The sequence below is a fragment of the Paraburkholderia caffeinilytica genome (assembly GCF_046030355.1).
Taxonomy (GTDB): Bacteria; Pseudomonadota; Gammaproteobacteria; order Burkholderiales; family Burkholderiaceae; genus Paraburkholderia; species Paraburkholderia caffeinilytica_B.
In genome coordinates this window covers 217,893-234,357 of sequence record NZ_JAQQCQ010000003.1, presented here as the reverse complement: position 1 = coordinate 234,357, position 16,465 = coordinate 217,893, and the positions used below count along the sequence as shown (strand labels likewise).

At 61.5% G+C, this 16,465-nt stretch carries 15 protein-coding genes; 8 read left to right on the top strand and 7 right to left on the bottom strand.

Annotated features, from left to right (window positions below; translation table 11 throughout):
• Positions 1-50 precede the first annotated feature (50 nt).
• Positions 51-623: a hypothetical protein gene (locus PQQ95_RS05740; protein ID WP_408435676.1), complete on the top strand. Its 573-nt coding sequence runs from the start codon at positions 51-53 to the stop codon at positions 621-623.
• A gap of 210 nt (positions 624-833) precedes the next feature.
• Here the strand turns inward: PQQ95_RS05740 and PQQ95_RS05735 are convergent, their stop codons facing one another.
• Both PQQ95_RS05735 and PQQ95_RS05730 read right to left on the bottom strand, forming a co-directional pair.
• A complete protein-coding gene (locus PQQ95_RS05735; protein WP_408435674.1) occupies positions 834-1,214 on the bottom strand; it encodes a DUF2917 domain-containing protein in 381 nt (126 codons plus the stop codon).
• A 247-nt stretch (positions 1,215-1,461) separates the two neighbouring features.
• The gene (locus PQQ95_RS05730; protein WP_408435672.1) at positions 1,462-2,466 is read right to left on the bottom strand and encodes a DUF535 family protein; all 1,005 of its coding nucleotides are present in this window, start codon (positions 2,464-2,466) and stop codon (positions 1,462-1,464) included.
• Between the two features lie 284 nt (positions 2,467-2,750).
• On the opposite strand from PQQ95_RS05730, the gene PQQ95_RS05725 reads away from it, so the two are divergent.
• The 3 genes from PQQ95_RS05725 (at position 2,751) to PQQ95_RS05715 (ending at position 5,623) form a co-directional block, all read left to right on the top strand.
• Entirely contained in the window at positions 2,751-3,455 is a 705-nt protein-coding gene (locus PQQ95_RS05725) for a response regulator (protein ID WP_408435670.1), read from the top strand.
• Between the two features lie 193 nt (positions 3,456-3,648).
• Positions 3,649-4,458 (top strand): alpha/beta hydrolase, encoded by an 810-nt coding sequence (locus PQQ95_RS05720; RefSeq protein WP_408435669.1) that lies wholly within the window; start codon positions 3,649-3,651, stop codon positions 4,456-4,458.
• A gap of 34 nt (positions 4,459-4,492) precedes the next feature.
• Positions 4,493-5,623: an ATP-binding protein gene (locus PQQ95_RS05715; protein WP_408435667.1), complete on the top strand. Its 1,131-nt coding sequence runs from the start codon at positions 4,493-4,495 to the stop codon at positions 5,621-5,623.
• Positions 5,624-5,644: 21 nt separating this feature from the next.
• Here PQQ95_RS05715 and PQQ95_RS05710 read toward each other — a convergent pair whose 3' ends face one another.
• Entirely contained in the window at positions 5,645-7,975 is a 2,331-nt protein-coding gene (locus tag PQQ95_RS05710) for a patatin-like phospholipase family protein (RefSeq protein WP_408435665.1), read from the bottom strand.
• Between the two features lie 384 nt (positions 7,976-8,359).
• Here PQQ95_RS05710 and PQQ95_RS05705 point away from each other — a divergent pair, with 384 nt between their 5' ends.
• Positions 8,360-9,301 carry a hypothetical protein gene (locus PQQ95_RS05705; protein ID WP_408435664.1) on the top strand — a complete coding sequence of 314 codons (942 nt, stop codon included), beginning with the start codon at positions 8,360-8,362 and terminating at the stop codon, positions 9,299-9,301.
• Between the two features lie 30 nt (positions 9,302-9,331).
• Here PQQ95_RS05705 and PQQ95_RS05700 read toward each other — a convergent pair whose 3' ends face one another.
• Both PQQ95_RS05700 and PQQ95_RS05695 read right to left on the bottom strand, forming a co-directional pair.
• On the bottom strand, positions 9,332-10,552 hold the full coding sequence (locus PQQ95_RS05700) for a sensor histidine kinase (protein WP_408435663.1): 1,221 nt from the start codon (positions 10,550-10,552) through the stop codon (positions 9,332-9,334).
• Positions 10,553-10,637: 85 nt separating this feature from the next.
• Complete coding sequence (locus PQQ95_RS05695) at positions 10,638-11,531, bottom strand: LysR family transcriptional regulator (RefSeq protein ID WP_408435662.1); 894 nt, start codon at positions 11,529-11,531, stop codon at positions 10,638-10,640.
• A gap of 105 nt (positions 11,532-11,636) precedes the next feature.
• Here PQQ95_RS05695 and PQQ95_RS05690 point away from each other — a divergent pair, with 105 nt between their 5' ends.
• Positions 11,637-12,518: an aldo/keto reductase family oxidoreductase gene (locus PQQ95_RS05690; RefSeq protein ID WP_408435661.1), complete on the top strand. Its 882-nt coding sequence runs from the start codon at positions 11,637-11,639 to the stop codon at positions 12,516-12,518.
• 72 nt (positions 12,519-12,590) lie between these two features.
• Here the strand turns inward: PQQ95_RS05690 and PQQ95_RS05685 are convergent, their stop codons facing one another.
• Positions 12,591-13,505 carry a LysR family transcriptional regulator gene (locus PQQ95_RS05685; RefSeq protein ID WP_408435660.1) on the bottom strand — a complete coding sequence of 305 codons (915 nt, stop codon included), beginning with the start codon at positions 13,503-13,505 and terminating at the stop codon, positions 12,591-12,593.
• A 70-nt stretch (positions 13,506-13,575) separates the two neighbouring features.
• On the opposite strand from PQQ95_RS05685, the gene PQQ95_RS05680 reads away from it, so the two are divergent.
• Together PQQ95_RS05680 and PQQ95_RS05675 are read left to right on the top strand one after the other, a co-directional pair.
• Positions 13,576-14,352, top strand: a complete 777-nt coding sequence (locus PQQ95_RS05680) for an NAD(P)H-dependent oxidoreductase (RefSeq protein WP_408435659.1) — start codon at positions 13,576-13,578, stop codon at positions 14,350-14,352.
• Between the two features lie 220 nt (positions 14,353-14,572).
• Positions 14,573-15,415, top strand: coding sequence for an alpha/beta hydrolase (locus PQQ95_RS05675; protein ID WP_408435658.1), 843 nt, complete (start codon positions 14,573-14,575; stop codon positions 15,413-15,415).
• 88 nt (positions 15,416-15,503) lie between these two features.
• On the opposite strand, the gene PQQ95_RS05670 is transcribed toward PQQ95_RS05675, so the two are convergent.
• Positions 15,504-16,451: an alpha/beta hydrolase gene (locus PQQ95_RS05670; RefSeq protein WP_408436112.1), complete on the bottom strand. Its 948-nt coding sequence runs from the start codon at positions 16,449-16,451 to the stop codon at positions 15,504-15,506.
• Between the last annotated feature and the right edge of the window lie 14 nt (positions 16,452-16,465).

Here is a 16,465-nt window from a genome sequence, read left to right as displayed (position 1 = left end):
GTTTCAGATCGCGTAATGCCGGATTGAACAATTTCTCGAGGAGAGCGTAAATGAAGGCAGCGACGATTGGAGCAGCGTTGATGGTAGCGGCTTTCGCCGCGGCACAACCGGCGTGGGCGCAGGATGCGATGGCCAGTGCGGCACAGGGCATTGTCAGCGCAGTGCAACCGGTACATGTGAAGGCGCGGATCGTCGGTATCGATCCGGGCAGCCGCACGCTCACGCTCCAGGGGCCGGGCGGCAATGCGGTGGTCGTGCTGGTGAGTCAGCAGGTCGCGGGCTTCGATCAACTGAAGATCGGCGATCGGGTGGATGTGCTGTACAAGAACGCGTTGCTGGTGAAGGCGGACAAAGTCACCGGTGCGGACAAGGGCATTCGTGCACGCGTCGATACGCAGGTCTATGCCCCGGCTTCGGGCGGCTTTGAATCGGCGCGTCAGATCGAAGTGCTCGCCACTGTGCAGAAGATCGATCACAAGAAGCGCCTCGTCACGCTGCGCGGCGCGTATCAGACGCAAACGCTCGAAGTCGGACCGGACGTCGACCTGAAGGGCGTCAAGGTTGGCGATACGATTCACGCGGTATTCGTTTCGGCAGCGGCCGTGCAGGTAACGCCGGAATAGATGGCGCAACCCATGTCGCGCCAGTAAGCGGCGCGTGTCCAGGCAACCTGCGTTTTAGTCATATCAGGCTCAGTCGTATCACGCAGCCGCGCAATACGGCATGACGGGTTCATCGGAACCCGCATGGCTGATCAACAAACACCCCTCATTGCAGGGGTGTTTACCTTTCAACGGTACGAACGTACGAGCATCGAGTCGCTACGGAGCCTGCTATCGGGACAGCGGTGCGCTGAGGCCCAGCCATGCGAGCCGCCCCAGCCAGCGCCTGACGAGACCACGTCGGGCAGGCAGCGCGCAACTCAACGACGCACGCGCCGTGCGTTCGCTATCCGTGCTGAGCCACACGCGTTCGCCGCGTTGCAGCCGGAACTCGTTACCCGGTTCGAGCCAATGATCGTAAGGCGAGTTGACGCGCGTGAGCCATAGACGCGCGCCCTGAACACTGAGCGTGCTGTCGGCATCGACACGCCATGTCAGCGTTGCGCCAGGCACTACGGAAAAATGTAGCACTACCTTCGGCAGACGCTCGTCCTGGTGATAGGCGGGCAGACTTGAGTCGTCATCCATGCATTGCGGGCTTGCCTGATCCATCTTGCTCTCCGTCATCGAGCCGGCGGACGGAGGCGCCCACAAAACAAAAGGCCCCTTCCGTTACCGGCGGGGCCTTTGGGTCTTGTTTGCAGATTCAGACTGCTAACGCGCACATGCTCCCAAATGCCTGCCGATGATGGCATGCATTGTTGGGTTTTTAATCGCGATTGCGATGGAGGTGTGCGTCAACATACGAATCAGTGTGCCGTTTTGTCGCAGGTGTTGTCAATAAAAAATCGCAATGGATTCAAACGACAACGCGAGGCACGCAGGGGCGGTGCGTCTTGCTTGCCGTGAGGCTGAGACGAATCTGCGCGGCGAGCGCGCTTCGCAATGCGTAACGCTTGCGGCGGGTTGCGCTGCCGGTATCGTCGCCCTGGCGTTCGGCCAGATAGCGTGCTGGCGGCGCGAGAACGAACCAGCCATTCCAGCGCGCGAGCGCCCCGCACTCGATCGATAGCCGGTCATAGTCCGCCGCCACGCGACGCTTCCTCAGGCAATAGCGCCAGTTCGCATAGATGTGCGCCTGCTTCGAGATGATGAAAGTGCCGCCCGCATCGAGAGCGGCGGCGACACATTGTGCAAGGTAAATCACCAGTACCTTCGGCCGCAGCCCGTGCCACCGTTTGGTGAGCGCGCGAAACAGCTCGCGGCCGTTGATCGAACTGTCCGGACCTTGCACGGAGCCGATGCAAAGACGCGGGCGCCGTACCTTGCCGCCCAGATAGGCGAAACTGAAGGTGCAGGAGACGATGCGCTGGTCCCGCGCATCGCGAATGCATAAGGTCCAGTCGCCTTCCTTCTGAAACTGTTCGATCGACTCGATCGACACATACCAGCGCTCGGCGCCCACTCCGAACGCCGCGATCTGCGCCGAGCCGACCGCGGCGATGCGTGCGGCGAGTTGTGGGACGCGCTGTTGTGTCAGCGTGTGATGATCGAGGCTCGCGGTGAGGCGTTCGCGCGAACTGAAGCGGGTATGAAGGAACGGCCGGTGCATGCGTTCGAGCGCGGTCGGATGACGTTGCACCAGATCGCGCAAGGGCGAAATGGCGCAGCCTTTGAGCCATACTTGCGTCGAACGCCACGACATCAGCGAGCGCAGCCATAATCGCAGGCGGCGCCAGCGATGAAACATGCCGGTGCCGGGATAGAGTGCATGAGCGGCTTGCTGAATGACCGCAAAGGACGCCATGGCTTTCGCGAACCACGGCGAGCGGGCGCGAGTCCCCTGGCTGGAAACAGTCGTCATGGCAGATCCTTGGGCTATTTCAACGAGGCGATGCTAGTGGCGGGGCGCGCGCTTCCGTGTCGAATTGCTTGCGCGTTTGTCGAGTTTTGTCGAGCATGTCGCATGATGTGCGGCGCATCCGCTATGCTGTGCGTCGAGCCGGCTCCTGCGGCTCATTGCCGGCCGCGGCCACGGCCGCGCCGTGCGATTGCGTAGGCAGAGCGGCCCCCTCGCTTGCTGGCCGCGCAGCGCGTTGCACCGTTTCCCGCCGCTATTGAAATAGTTAGCCTTGAACGATTCGTCCCATGCCATTCCGGATCCTGCTTGTCGAAGACGATGACCGCCTGTCCGCGCTGGTCGCCGGTTATCTGCGCAAACACGACTACGAAGTCGAGACCGTACTGCACGGCAACGACGCCGTGCCGGCGATTCTCAAGCGCCGCCCGGACCTGGTGATCCTCGACGTGAACCTTCCCGGCAAGGACGGATTCCAGATTTGCCGCGAGGCGCGCGAGCAATTCAACGGCGTGATCATCATGGTGACCGCGCGCGACGAGCAGTTCGACGAAGTGCTGGGCCTCGAATTTGGCGCGGACGACTACGTGCATAAGCCTGTCGAGCCACGCGTGCTGCTGGCGCGCATCAAGGCGCAACTGCGCCGCATGACCGCGCGCACGCCGGAGGCCGGCCAACCCGAGAGCTATACCTTCGGCAAGTTCGAGATCAGCCGGGCCAGCCGCACGGTCAAGTTGCCGGACGGCAGCCAGCCCGATCTGACGTCGGCCGAATTCGATTTGCTATGGGCGTTGGTAAGTTGCGCGGGTGAGGTGGTGAGCCGCGACGAGCTGATGCGGCAACTGCGCGGTATCGAGTTCGACGGCCTCGATCGCACGATCGACGGCGGCATTTCCAAGCTGCGCCGCAAGCTGCATGACGACGCCGGCACCCCGCAGCGCATCAAGACGGTACGCGGCAAGGGCTACCAGTTCAGCAAGCTGGCGTGGGATTGAAGACGCTTGCAGCGGTTGCAGTTGAGCTGCGGTTGCGGTTGCAGTTGCCGTTCGGCTGAGTCGGCCTCGCGTTCCAATTGAGTAATAGGTCGAAATATCGACCGACAAAACTCCACAAACACGGTCGCAATTCGACAGTCATGCAAGACGGAGATGCATAGCATCGCAAGCTTGTGTCATGACAGGCTGATCGATGTCCGCTCGCGTTTCTCCACTTTCCCGCCATGCCGTGTTGATGATTCATGGCCTGGGCGGCACACGTCATGATTTCGGCGCGCTCGACCGCAAGTTCGAGCAGATCGGCTGCGACGTGCATCTGCCGTCGCTGCCGGGCCACGGCTCGAACCCTGACGCGTTGAGCCGCGTGACGTTGAGCGACTACATGCAATTGCTGAGCCGCACGTACCGCGAATTGCTTGAGCGTTATGAGCGGGTCGATGTCGCGGGTATTTCGATGGGCGCGCTCCTTGCATTGATGTTGAGTGCCCGCGAGCGCATGACGACGGGGCGCCTGATTCTGCTGTCGCCGCCGTTATTCCTCGACGGCTGGGGCGGTTCGCGCCTGCGCCCGTTGCGCTATCTGATGTATTGCGTGCCGGGCCTGCGCCGCTTGATTCGCGTACCGGAGGGCGAGCCGTTTGGCATCAAGAACGCGCGCATTCGCAACCTGATCCGTCGTCATTTGCAGAAGGGGAGTGGCATCCACTATCCGTACGTGCCGTTGGCGGCGATCGAGCAGGTCGACTGGATGCGCTTCGCGGTGAAGCGCGCCCTGGGGCGCGTGACATGCGAGACGCTGGTCATGCATTCGGAGGAGGACGAGGTGACGAGTATCCGCTCCGCCGAGTTTGTGTGCGAACACCTGGGAAGCCGTGCGGTGACCTTCGTGCGCTTGACCGACAGCTATCACATGATCACACTAGACAACGAGCGAAACACGGTAGCGGAGCAAACCCTGGCATTCGTACAAAGGGCCAGCCCCGCACAGGGGCAACGCCAATAGACCACACACGCATTAAAAGAAGCGAAGACAAAAAATGCCATCCCCAGCGGAGCCGAAAAGACTTACGCCCTACCGCTATGGAAAATGGCGCTGGCACCGTTTCCGCCGCTCCTGGACGGACACAAGGGCAGACAGAATCCCCAGCTGGTCGCGGCTATACGTGCGTGTCTACACGCGCCTGCTGACGCTAACAGTGCTGGTACTGGCGGCATCGATAGTGACATTAAGCCTGACGCTGAAAACGTCGCCATCGATCTGGCAAACACTCACCACAGCGGAAGCGTCGATACCCATCGTATTGGTCACTGTGTTGCTCCCGGCAGTAACCGCATACCGCTGGATGCGCCCGGTCTGGCTGGACCTCGTCATGGTCCGCGAGCGCGCAATCGACTTCACAGGCGGCCGCTTCAACACCCGTGCCCGCGAATCGCATAGCGTCATAATCGGCCCACTGGCCCGCACACTGAACGCCTTGGCCGAGCGCATGGAACGTTTGATCGCCGCGCAGCGCGAACTCACCAACGGCATCTCTCACGAACTCCGCACGCCCCTGGCCCGCGTGCGCTTCGCGCTGGAAAACCTGCGCGAACCCGCTTCTGCGGCCGAATACAATAGCGCACTGGCAAGCATCGACCAGGACGTCACCGAACTCGACGAGCTCATCGACATGAGCCTGACCTACGCGCGCCTCGAATACAGCTCCCTGCAATCGAACCTCGAATTCACCTCGCTGGCGGCATGGTTCGACAGCCAGATCACCGACGCCACGCTGCTTTATGCGGACAAGCGACTGGTCTCGCAAGTAGACGTCGACACGTCACTACGCGTGGTGATGGACAAGCGCCTCATGTCCTACGCGATTCGAAACCTGCTGCGCAACGCCAGCAAATACGCACACTCGCGGATCATGGTGGGATTGAGTGTCAAGCACGGCAATGTGGAAATCTACGTGGAAGACGACGGCGCCGGCGTGCCACCCGAACAACGCGAGCGCATTTTCAATGCCTTCGTGCGGCTCGATCGTCAGACCGGCGGCTACGGGTTGGGTCTCGCGATTACGCAGCAGGTGCTGCGCGCCCATCACGGCCGCATCGCCGTTACCGATCCATTGACCTTGAGCGGCGCGCGCTTCGAAATGAGCTGGCCTGTGGGCACGGCGGCATGAAGCACACCGTTATGCACAGCCTCAATAGGTATGGCCCAGCTGGAAGTAAAAGTTATTGCGGCCGCCCGGTGCAAACGCTACGCCAAAATATATCGGTCCGAATGAGCTGGTCAACGCGGTGAAAACCGTCACGCTGCGCTTCAGCGATCCGCTGCCGAACTCCGAATCCCGGTTCCAGACGTTGCCGGCTTCAATGCTCAGCCCCGCAAACAAGCCGCGAATCGGCGACGCGTTGAAGGTGGCAAGCTGATTCATGTAGGTGACCTGGCCGTACACCATGGAGTTGCCGGACAGCTGGTCGGCGGCATAGGCCGACAAATGCTGGAAACCGCCCAGCGTAAAGCCGAACGGATTCGTCAGATTGGTGCCGCCGAAGTCGTTACCTGCTTCGATGCTCGCGTTGATACTGTGCCGCCCGTAGCTCGCTGCGACGATGCCTTTGCCGTATACCTCGGTGAAGCTGTCGCTACCCGCGAATAACGAACGTTCCACGCGTAGTTCACCGAAGTAACCTTTGCGCGCAAATAGCGGATCGTCGAGCTGGTCGATCACGAGACGTGCACGTGCACTAAGCTGCCGCCCATAAATATCGGGGAACAGCAGCGGCGAGTTAGGCCCATCTTCGAGCGGCAAGTTGTATTGCGGCGACGCAAAACCATGCGCATAGGCCACACCGATACGGAAGTCGCCGAGACGCGCAAGCGGCAAGCCGAAGTCGAACCCGACGCGTTCGGTCTGCAAGCGGTATTGCGTGACCTTGACGTTGCCGGAGTCGTCGTAGAGATTGGCGTAGCGGCGCTGAAACTCGAGATAGGGCGCGACGTAATAGCCGAAAGAAGTCGACAGCGGTTGCCGCAGTTCCGCATGCAGGTCGATCAGATCGCTGCCGACGGTTCCATCCACTCGCCCTTCGAGCCCTGACGAAGTGAGCCACGGCCGGCGATAACCGAGATGCAGCCGGAAGCCGCCTTCATCCGTCGAACTGCTCGACAGGCCCAGTCCGAACAGCAGGAAATTCGGCCCCCACATTTTCTGCTGTGCGGAGACGATGAGCGTGTGCGCGTCCCCGTCGTCCACGAGTTGCTGGCTCACGCTGTCGAAGTCACCCGCGGTGGTGAGCGCCAGCAAGTCCTTGTTGAGCGTGACCGGGTCGTAGACGTCGCCGGGTTTGACGTGTAATGCAGCGCGAATGCGTGCTTCGGGCACCACGCCTTGCGATGCGATTTCGATCTGCGTGATCCGCACCGGATGCATGGCAGGCGCACCGTGCCGGGCGCGCCACGCGGCGTAGTCGGCGGGCGAGAGCGCCAGGTGCTGAAGCTGCGGCATGGCCGCGCGCGTGGCCGCGGCGCCGGCCGCGATGGCCTGGCTTGCATTGGCGAAATCGGTGAAACTCAGCGAGCCGAGCGCGGGTTCGATCAACACATCACCGGCCTGCAACTGTTCACGTTGGCGTGCAACGTTTTGATGAATCAGAATGCCGATCATCTGCTGCATGACGTCGGCAGGGGAGGCCAACGCATCCAGCGAGCGCAGCGGCGAGCCGATGTCGACCGCGATCACGACCTTGGCGCCCATGTCGCGCGCCGTTTCAATGGGCAGATTGCTGACAATGCCACCGTCCACCAGCGTGCGCCCGTCGATATCGGCCGGCGCGAACAGGCCCGGCAACGCCATGCTGGCGCGAATCGCCTGCGGCAGCGAACCGTGATCGAGCACCACCTTCTGGCCGGTGCGCAGATCGGTTGCGATCGCGCGATAGGGGATCGGCAGCCGGTCGAACGACACGTTGCCTGGCACCGCGGACGTCCAGTCCTGCAGCAGCGCCTGCAAACGATTGCCCTGGACGAGCCCGACCGGCAAGCGGAAGCCATTGGCGCCATAGCCGAGCGAAAGGCTGTTCACATACAGCCGCTCGTCCTCACGACGCGATTGCGGCAGATCGGCACGGTCGGTGACGTCGAAGGCGATGTCCGCGAGATTGATGCCCGCGAGGCGGTTTTGCATGTCCTGCGCCGTCATACCGCTCGCGTACAGGCCGCCGACCACCGAGCCCATGCTGGTGCCGGCGATGCAATCGACCGGAATGCGGTTTTCCTCGAGCACCTTCAATACGCCGAGGTGTGCATAGCCGCGTGCGCCGCCGCCTGATAGCACAAGCCCGACAGAGGGACGGCCGGCCGGGCCGGCTTCTGCGCTGCATGCGGATTCGGCTGCGAGAGCGGGGCGTGCGAAGGCGGTAATCCCGCACGCCAGTAGCGCCACGGTGCAGCGCAAGCGGAGAACGATGGGCCGATACCGCGTGTATGCCGCGGTTTGTTGAAGGTATTCGCTCGCCAACGCTCGACTCATCGGTCTTGATGCAGGAAGAAAACCGAGAGATTACATGGTTTGCCCCTGTAAAAGCAGGCCATTTTGGGTAAACGCGCGTTTGCGGAAAAGCGTAGTCCTGATGTTTTTTATCTCGTGTCGCGACGGTATGTGTTTTACGGCGTGTGAGCGCGCGCTCCGAATGGGTGCCGCCTGCGTGACGACGGCGCCTGACCCGAATCAATTTATGTCGGCCTATTTCACGACGCCGTTGAATCGCCCGGAAAGTCTTGTCCGGCGGGCCTTCGTCATGGTGAAACAGGGTGACATATCTTTGCTGCTGATTAAATCCGGACGTCCTTCTATAGTCCGCCTGTCGCCACGCCGCAGTGCGCAGAAGTGGCCCGAAATCAAGAAGGACATACCGTGAAAAACCGTTCGCCCGTCGTCGCAATCCCCGCCGCTTTGCCTGCTTCCGTAACCACTGTCGCATCCCTACGCGGCACGCTGCGCAAGCTCGTACTCACCGCCACCGTCACCGTGCTCGCGCTCGGCCGCACTTCCGCCTTCGCCTGGTCGCAGCACGGCACCGCTTACACGTCGCGCGGCACCTACAACGGCGCGCGTTATGGCTCGTGTGGCGGCGGCAGTTGTTCGCATGCTGGCGGTGTGGCCGGCCCCTACGGCGGTGTGGCGACCAACACCGGCACGGTCACCCGCAACGCGCCGGGCCAGTTCTCGAATTCGGGTACCGCGACCGGACGCTACGGCAACCAGGTTCAGCACGCCGGCGACACCAATTGTGCGGGCGGCACGTGTTCCCATACCGGCACCCTTACCGGACCGGACGGTAAAACGGCTACGACCTCTGGCGATGTGACCAGGACCGCGCCTGGCCAGTATTCGTCGTCCGGGTCGGTCACGGGCTCGAACGGCAACACGGTCAACCATTCGGCATCGACCAGTTGCGCGGGCGCGTCGTGCTCACGTTCCGGCACGGTCAGCGGGTCTGATGGCGGGACCGTCAATCATTCGGGCACGGCAACGCGTGTAGCGCCGGGCGTCGTCACGACGTCGACGAGCACGACCGGGACGCACGGCAACACGGTGACGACGAGTGGAACGGTTACGACTGCCGGCGTCGTGACGACGGGCAGCACGACAGTTGTGGTTGCACCGAAGCCGGTTGTTGTCGCAGCGACTCCGGTCGTTGTTCCGCCGCCTCCGGTTGTCTACGTTCCGCCGCCGCCACCGCCTGCCGTGTATGTCGCGCCGCGCGTTGTCTATGTGGCGCCCGCGCCGCGTCCTGTCGTGTGGGTGCCGGGGCACTGGGTGGGGAATGTCTGGGTGCCGGCGCACTGGTCATGAGTGAGGTAGCCCGCAGCCGGTTATTCGGTTTCAGACAGCGGTTTCAGACAGCGCCAGCGGGAAGCGGATTTCGAACGTCGTGCCGACGCCTTCGCGCGATGCAAAGTCGATCTGACCATTCAGCACGCGACAGAGCTCTTTGACAATCGCGAGACCGAGTCCCGTGCCGGGAATATCTTCGCCCGCAGCGCGTTCGAATTCGCCGAATACGCGGTTCGCATCCGAAGCTGCGATGCCCACGCCGGTATCCGACACGTGAATCGACCAATGATCGGTACCGGCCATTGCGAAGGCAAGTCCGATCTCGCCGGATTTCGTATATTTCGTCGCGTTGGAGAGCAGATTGATTGCGATCTGCTTAAGCTTCAGACGATTGGACGTGACCGTGGATAGCGCCGGATCGAATGCTGCGCGTAACGTCAGCCCTTTGGCCTCGATGGCCGGACGCGAGGAGGCAACGAGTTCATCGTATAGCTCATGCAGATCGACGGATTCAAGTGTGAGCGACGTGTCGTCGCCGAGTACGACGGAGTACTCGACCATCTGGTCGACGAGTTGTTTCATGTCCGAGGCTTGCCGGTTGGCCAGCGTCAGCGCCATGTCGGCTTTTGAAGGCGCGCGTTCGATCAACTGCAGCGCAATGGAAAACGTGTTCAGAAAATTGCGCAGATCGTGGACCACGCTGCGAGTGATCTGCATGCGCGACTCGTAAAGATCGCCAACCAGCCGCTGCTTGAGTGTCAGTTCGTGATTGGCGCGTTCGAGCCTGCCGGTGTATTCATCGATCTTGCGGTCCCGTTCGCTGACCACCTCCTTGATCGACGTGAGCGTCACCATGCTCAGGGTTTCCGCGATCATGCGCCGCGCCCGTCCTTCATGGCGGCGCGTGAACGTGCTGTCCTGGCCGGCGAATGCTTCCAGCGCGTCGGCAAGCACCTGGTGAAACAGATCGAGCTCGCGCACGAGTTCCTCGATCCGGTAGCCCTGACGCCAGCGAACCAGGCCGTGTTTTTTCGCATCGCGTTCGATCGCCGGCTCCACGCGTTCGAGATCTTCGACGTCGAGCGCCCGGCATAGTCCTTCGAGAATTTCCGGCAGATGATCGGCGAGCTGTTGATAAGTGAGCTTGTCCGCTTCGACGAGGTCGTCATCGCCGAAAACGGCTTTCATCCATTGCTCGGTCAGGTGCGTCCGTTGCTCGCGAACAAAATCGGCAAATTTGCGCAGCGGGCTAACGCGTGATTCGGTCATATTGGGTGCATCGGGATAAAGGTTCTTGCTGAAGTTTCACCCCATTATCGCCGCAATCGCTGCTCGGGAATACCGCTTGCTCGCACTACTCCGCTGCCTTCAGGAAATCGACAAATACGCGCAGCGGCGCCGGCAGGTGGCGACGTCCCGGATAGTAAAGAAACGGCCCCGAAAAGCGCTGCCACCACGGCTCCAGGATCGGCTCTAACGCGCCGCTATCAAGGTGCTGGCGCAGCATGTCTTCGAAAAGATGAATCACCCCCACGCCTGCGACCGCTGTGCTGACGGCAAGGTCGATTGCCGCGCCGGGGCGCACGAGAAGCGGGCCCGAGGGGTTCAATTGCACTACTTCGCCGTTGCGCTCGAAATACCAGATCGGCGTAGCGCCGCCGGCAAACTGGCCACGCAGGCACGCATGAGAGAGCAGGTCGCGCGGATGCTCGGGTCTGCCATGCGCGTCGAGATACCCCGGCGCGGCGGCCGTGGCGAAACGCTGCACGCGCGGACCGATTGGAATCGCGATCATGTCCTGCTCAAGCCGCTCGTCATAGCGAATGCCTGCATCGCAACCGATCGACAGCACGTCGACGAAGCCATCCTCCACCACGACCTCCACGCGTATGTCAGGATAGGCCTGCAGAAACCGGGGAATGACGGTTGGCAACACGATGCGTGCGGCGCTCGACGGTACGTTGAGTTTGAGTGTGCCGCTCGGCTTGTCCCTGAATCTGTTCAGGACGTCCAGAGCGGCTTCCATCTCGCTGAACAAGGGCGTCAGCTTTTCGATCAGACGCAGTCCGGCTTCGGTCGGGGCTACACTGCGTGTGGTCCGGTTGAGCAAGCGCATACCCAGTTTCGACTCGAGACGGCGCACTGCAATGCTGAGACTGGAGGCCGAGACGCCGCTGATACGCGCGGCATCGCGAAAGCCCCCGGCGCGGGCGACCGAAACGAAGGCGGCGAGATCGTTAAATTCCATGGGTATTGTTCAAAATATTTAACAACCCGTGCAATCTAGAACGGATTATCGAACAACGCAATCCCCGTCACACTGTGCTCATCCCCTCACATCAAGGAGCGCGTCATGTCGAACTTCACCCTCGTGGACACATTTCCGCTGGCTGGCCAGCCCGTGCAACGCATGGGCTATGGCGCCATGCAACTGGCCGGACCCGGTGTTTTTGGGCCGCCGAAAGACCGTGACGCAGCGATTGCCGTATTGCGCGAAGCGGTGGCGTCGGGCGTCAATCACATCGATACGAGCGACTTCTACGGACCTCACATCACTAACCAGTTGATTCGTGAAGCGCTGCATCCTTATCCGGACAACCTCGTGATCGTCACCAAGGTGGGTGCGGTTCGCGGCAACGACGGCGCCTGGCTGCCGGCGCTCGAGCCGGCAGATATCGAGCGTGGCGTTCACGACAACCTTCGCAATCTCGGTGTCGATGCGCTCGACGTCGTCAATATGCGAATCATGGGCAACGTGCATGCGCCTGCCGAAGGGTCGATTGAAAAGCAGGTGACGGCGCTTGCCGAGCTTCAGCAGCGAGGGCTGGTCCGGCATATCGGTTTGAGCAACGTGACCGCGGCCCAGATCGTCGAGGCACAGGGCATCGCGGAGATCGTCTGCGTACAGAATCACTACAACCTGGTTCACCGGGAAGACGACGCACTGGTCGATGAACTGGCAGCGAAGGGCATCGCATACGTGCCGTTCTTCCCGCTTGGCGGATTCACGCCCATTCAGTCGTCGGCGCTATCCACGATTGCGCAAACCATCGGCGCAACGCCGATGCAGGTGGCGCTTTCGTGGCTTTTGCATCGTGCGCCTAACATTCTGCTGATCCCGGGCACTTCGTCACTCGGGCATCTGCGGGAAAACCTGCAGGCAGCACGCTTGAGCCTGACCGACGCGGTGCGCGCGGAACTGGATGCGATCGGGGGCGCGAATCGGGAAGCGTGATGGCGGAGATTGGATTGCGTAGAGCCTGACATTGCGTGGGCGCCCATCTGGGCGCCTGCGCATCTATGGTATTCACGTCGCTACCGCGTCCACAATGCACTCCCGCAACCACTGGTGCGCCGGGTCGCGATGCGAGCGCTCATGCCAGAGCATCGCCATTTCATAACCCGGCACGTCAACCGGCGCCTCGACGACCCTGAGCGCGCCATTGCCGCGCACCAACCGTGCCGGCACCATCGCCACGAGATCCGTGTTTGCGAGGACCGACATCACGAACAGGAAGTGCGGCACCGAAAGCACAACCCTGCGCGTGAGACCCACCTTAGCCAGCGCATCATCCGTGACGCCGCTAAACCCGCCACCGTCCGGCGACACGATCACGTGCTCCAGTTTGCAGAACTGCGCAATCGTTGGCCGGCGCTTGAGGCGCGGATGATCCACGCGGCCTGCCAGTACATACCGTTCCTTGAAAAGCAGCCGTCGGCGTAATCCGGGCGGCGCGCCTTCGCTGGTGTGGAACGCCAGATCGATGTCCCCCTGTTCCGCCTGCTTCGCAATGCGTGGCGGAGCCGCTTCCACGATCGCGAGCCGCGTGCCGGGCGCCGCCGCGCGCAAACCGGGCAGGAGAGGCAGCAGGATCGTGGATTCGGCATAGTCGGTCGCGGCGACACGCCACGTATGACTCGCTTCGGCCGGATTGAACGGGCTGGCCGGCGACACCGCGTGGTCAAGTGCATCGAGCGCCTGGCGCAAAGGTTCGCGCAATGCTTCGGCCCTCGCGGTAGGGCGCATGCCTCGGGGCCCGGGCAGCAATAGCGGATCGCCAAAGACATCCCGCAGCTTGGCAAGATGCACGCTCACCGATGGTTGGGAAAAGCTCAGGCGTTCGGCTGCGCGGGTCACGTTGTGCTCCGACAGCAGGACATCGAGTGTCACCAGTAGATTGAGATCCAGTCTTCTGAGATTATTCATGCTAATACCTGACATGTTGGTAATTCATTTCCAATATACCGGACGGTGGCCTACCTTGATGCTTTCTCGCAATGGAGGTCAGGTCATGAATGTTCTTCTCGTCTATGCACACCCGGAACCGCGGTCATTGAACGGATCCCTCAAAGATTTTTCAGTCAAGCATCTTGAGGATGCCGGGCACGTCGTGCAGGTGTCCGATCTGTATGCGATGAACTGGAAAGCACCGCTCGATGCAAACGACAGCCTGGATAGGCAACCCGGCGCTCGTTTCGATCCCTCGCTCGATTCGAAGCGTGCTTTCAGGGACGGACGGCAAAGCCCGGATATCGCGCTCGAACAGGAAAAGCTGAAGTGGGCGGATGCGGTGATCCTGCAGTTTCCGCTGTGGTGGTTCTCGATGCCTGCAATCCTGAAAGGCTGGGTGGAACGCGTCTACGCTTATGGTTTCGCTTACGGCGTCGGGGAGCACTCCGACGCGCGCTGGGGTGACCGTTACGGGGAAGGCGCCATGGCGGGCAAGCGGGCGATGCTGGTCGTCACCACCGGTGGATGGGCGTCGCATTACAGCCCGCGGGGGATCAACGGGCCGATCGACGATGTGTTGTTCCCCATCCAGCACGGCGTTCTGTATTACCCCGGTTTCGACGTGTTGCCGCCGTTCGTGATCCATCGGACAAGCCGGATCGACGAAGCACGATTTTCAGAAGTGCGGGATGCGCTCGGGCAACGTCTCGATGACCTTTGGACTACCGCGCCGATACCGTTTCGCCCGCAGAACGCCGGAGCGTATGACATCCCGGCGCTCACATTGCGATCGGATGTCGCGCCGGATCAGGTCGGTTTTTCAGCGCACATTGAATAAAGCGTTGCCGTCCCCGCATTCACGTGCGGGACGTAATCGTTGAATAGGTGTTCGGTTTGGGCCGGTCCAGCTCCCCCTGGCATGGCGCCAAGCTGACGGGACCGTATGCTTCGCTGAAATTTGGTTGTAAGTCGCCGTTGCTAGAGTCGTTGACAGAATTTTGCCGCCAGATGCCAGACAGTGTTCTTCGAACACATAGAAAGGGGGAGAGCGACAAACCATGAAAATGCATTCTGCGTTCTGGTTCATTCTGACGCTGCTTTTCACGAATCCGGTCTGGGCATTCCAGACCAGGGTCGTCACCATTCCCAGCGCGGCCATGCATAAGTCGTTCGAGGCGACGGTGGTGCTGCCCGACCAATACGCGCACGGCAAGGCGGCCGACCGCTTCCCCGTCGTCTATTTGCTGCACGGCTCAGGCGGCGACTACACCGACTGGACCGCGAATTCGCACATCGGCAAACTGGCCGACCGCTATCACGTGATCCTCGTCATGCCGGACGGTGGTCACGAGAGCTGGTATATCGACAGCCCTGTCGATCCGCGCAGCCGTTACGAAACCTATGTCGGTACAGAAGTAGTCGGATATATCGACACGCATTTCCGTACGATTGCGTCACGCGAGGCGCGCGCGATTACCGGGTTGAGCATGGGCGGCTTCGGGGCGTTGCATATTGCGCTAGACCGGCCGGACGAGTTCGGCGCCGCGGGAAGCATCAGCGGAGCGGTCGATCCGCGCGGGTGCGAGGACGAGCCTGGTATCGATCAGGTGTTTGGGGACCCGACTCGTCACGCCGACTTCTGGAATAACGAGGCCATTGTCGAGAACGCGCGTAGTTTTGGAAATGCGCATATTGCGCTGACAATCGATTGCGGGGTGAACGATTCGCTCGTTCAGTCGAACCGGATGCTGCATGCGCGGCTGGTCGAGTTGGGCGTGCCGCACGATTATGCGGAGCGGCCAGGCGGGCATACGTGGACGTACTGGGCGAATGCGGTGCAGTACCAGGTGCTGTTCTTTGCCAGCTCGTTCAAGCGGAGTGGCGGCGCGGCACAGACGTGAAGCGTGAAGGGATTGATTCGCCGATGGTGGATTGAAGGATCGTCCTTGGGGATGAAGTATTGATCTGATGTCGGCGCATCATGACGCATCACGAGAGCGCGGAATGCTCGCCGAGAAACTGGCAAACCGTGCGATGCAACGCCTTTACACCGGGGCTCGATTCGAGCGCACGCCAGCACCCATGTACGAGCCCGCTTCCAATCCACAACTGGGCCTGTCCGCCGGCCGCATTGACGCGCTCGACAAACACCCTCGCGTCGTCCCGTAACGGATCGTGTTCAACCCCTATGGCAAGCGTCGGCGGGAGCCGGTCGTAACGTGCCGCATCGAGCGGTATCGTCCACGCCGGGTAAGGCGGTTGTTCGCCCCAATACAGATCGCGAAACGCACGCACATCTGCAAGCGTGAGCATCGGCGCGTGCGCTTCGCTTTCGCGCGCGGGCATTTGTGGTTCGGTGCCGAGCATCGGATAGACCAGTGCAAGTCCGTGCACGCCTTGAATACCGTCATCGCGCAACCGCATCGCGACGCCGGCAGCGAGCGTGCCACCGGCACTATCCCCCGCCAACTGCAGTGCGCCGTCTGATAGCAAATTGAACGGCAACTGGCCGGCCAATGCCGCAACCGTAATCTCGAGGCAATCATCATGCGCCGCAGGGGCAGGGTGTTCCGGAGCGAGCCGGTAGTCGACTGCAATCACATCGAGTCCGGTATCCGCGGCAAGACGTGCTGTCACGATCTCGTGACTATCCAGCGATCCAAGCACGAAGCCGCCGCCGTGAAAGTACAGCACGGTGCCACGAGGTGTCCCGTTTGCCTTTCTACGGTTCCGATAAAGCCGCAGTCTGATCCGATGCCCGGCGCTCGCGCGAAACACGGCGTCTTCGGCGATCACATCGGCTGGTAAGGGCGGTGTGAGTGCCGCCGCATAGCGATCGTAAATCGCACGCTGTTCGCCCGGCGGCAATGAAGTCGAATGCCCCGCATAGATGGCAGCGGTCCGTTCGATGAATGCAGCGATCTCCGGCTCCAGCATGCTCATTTCCCCTC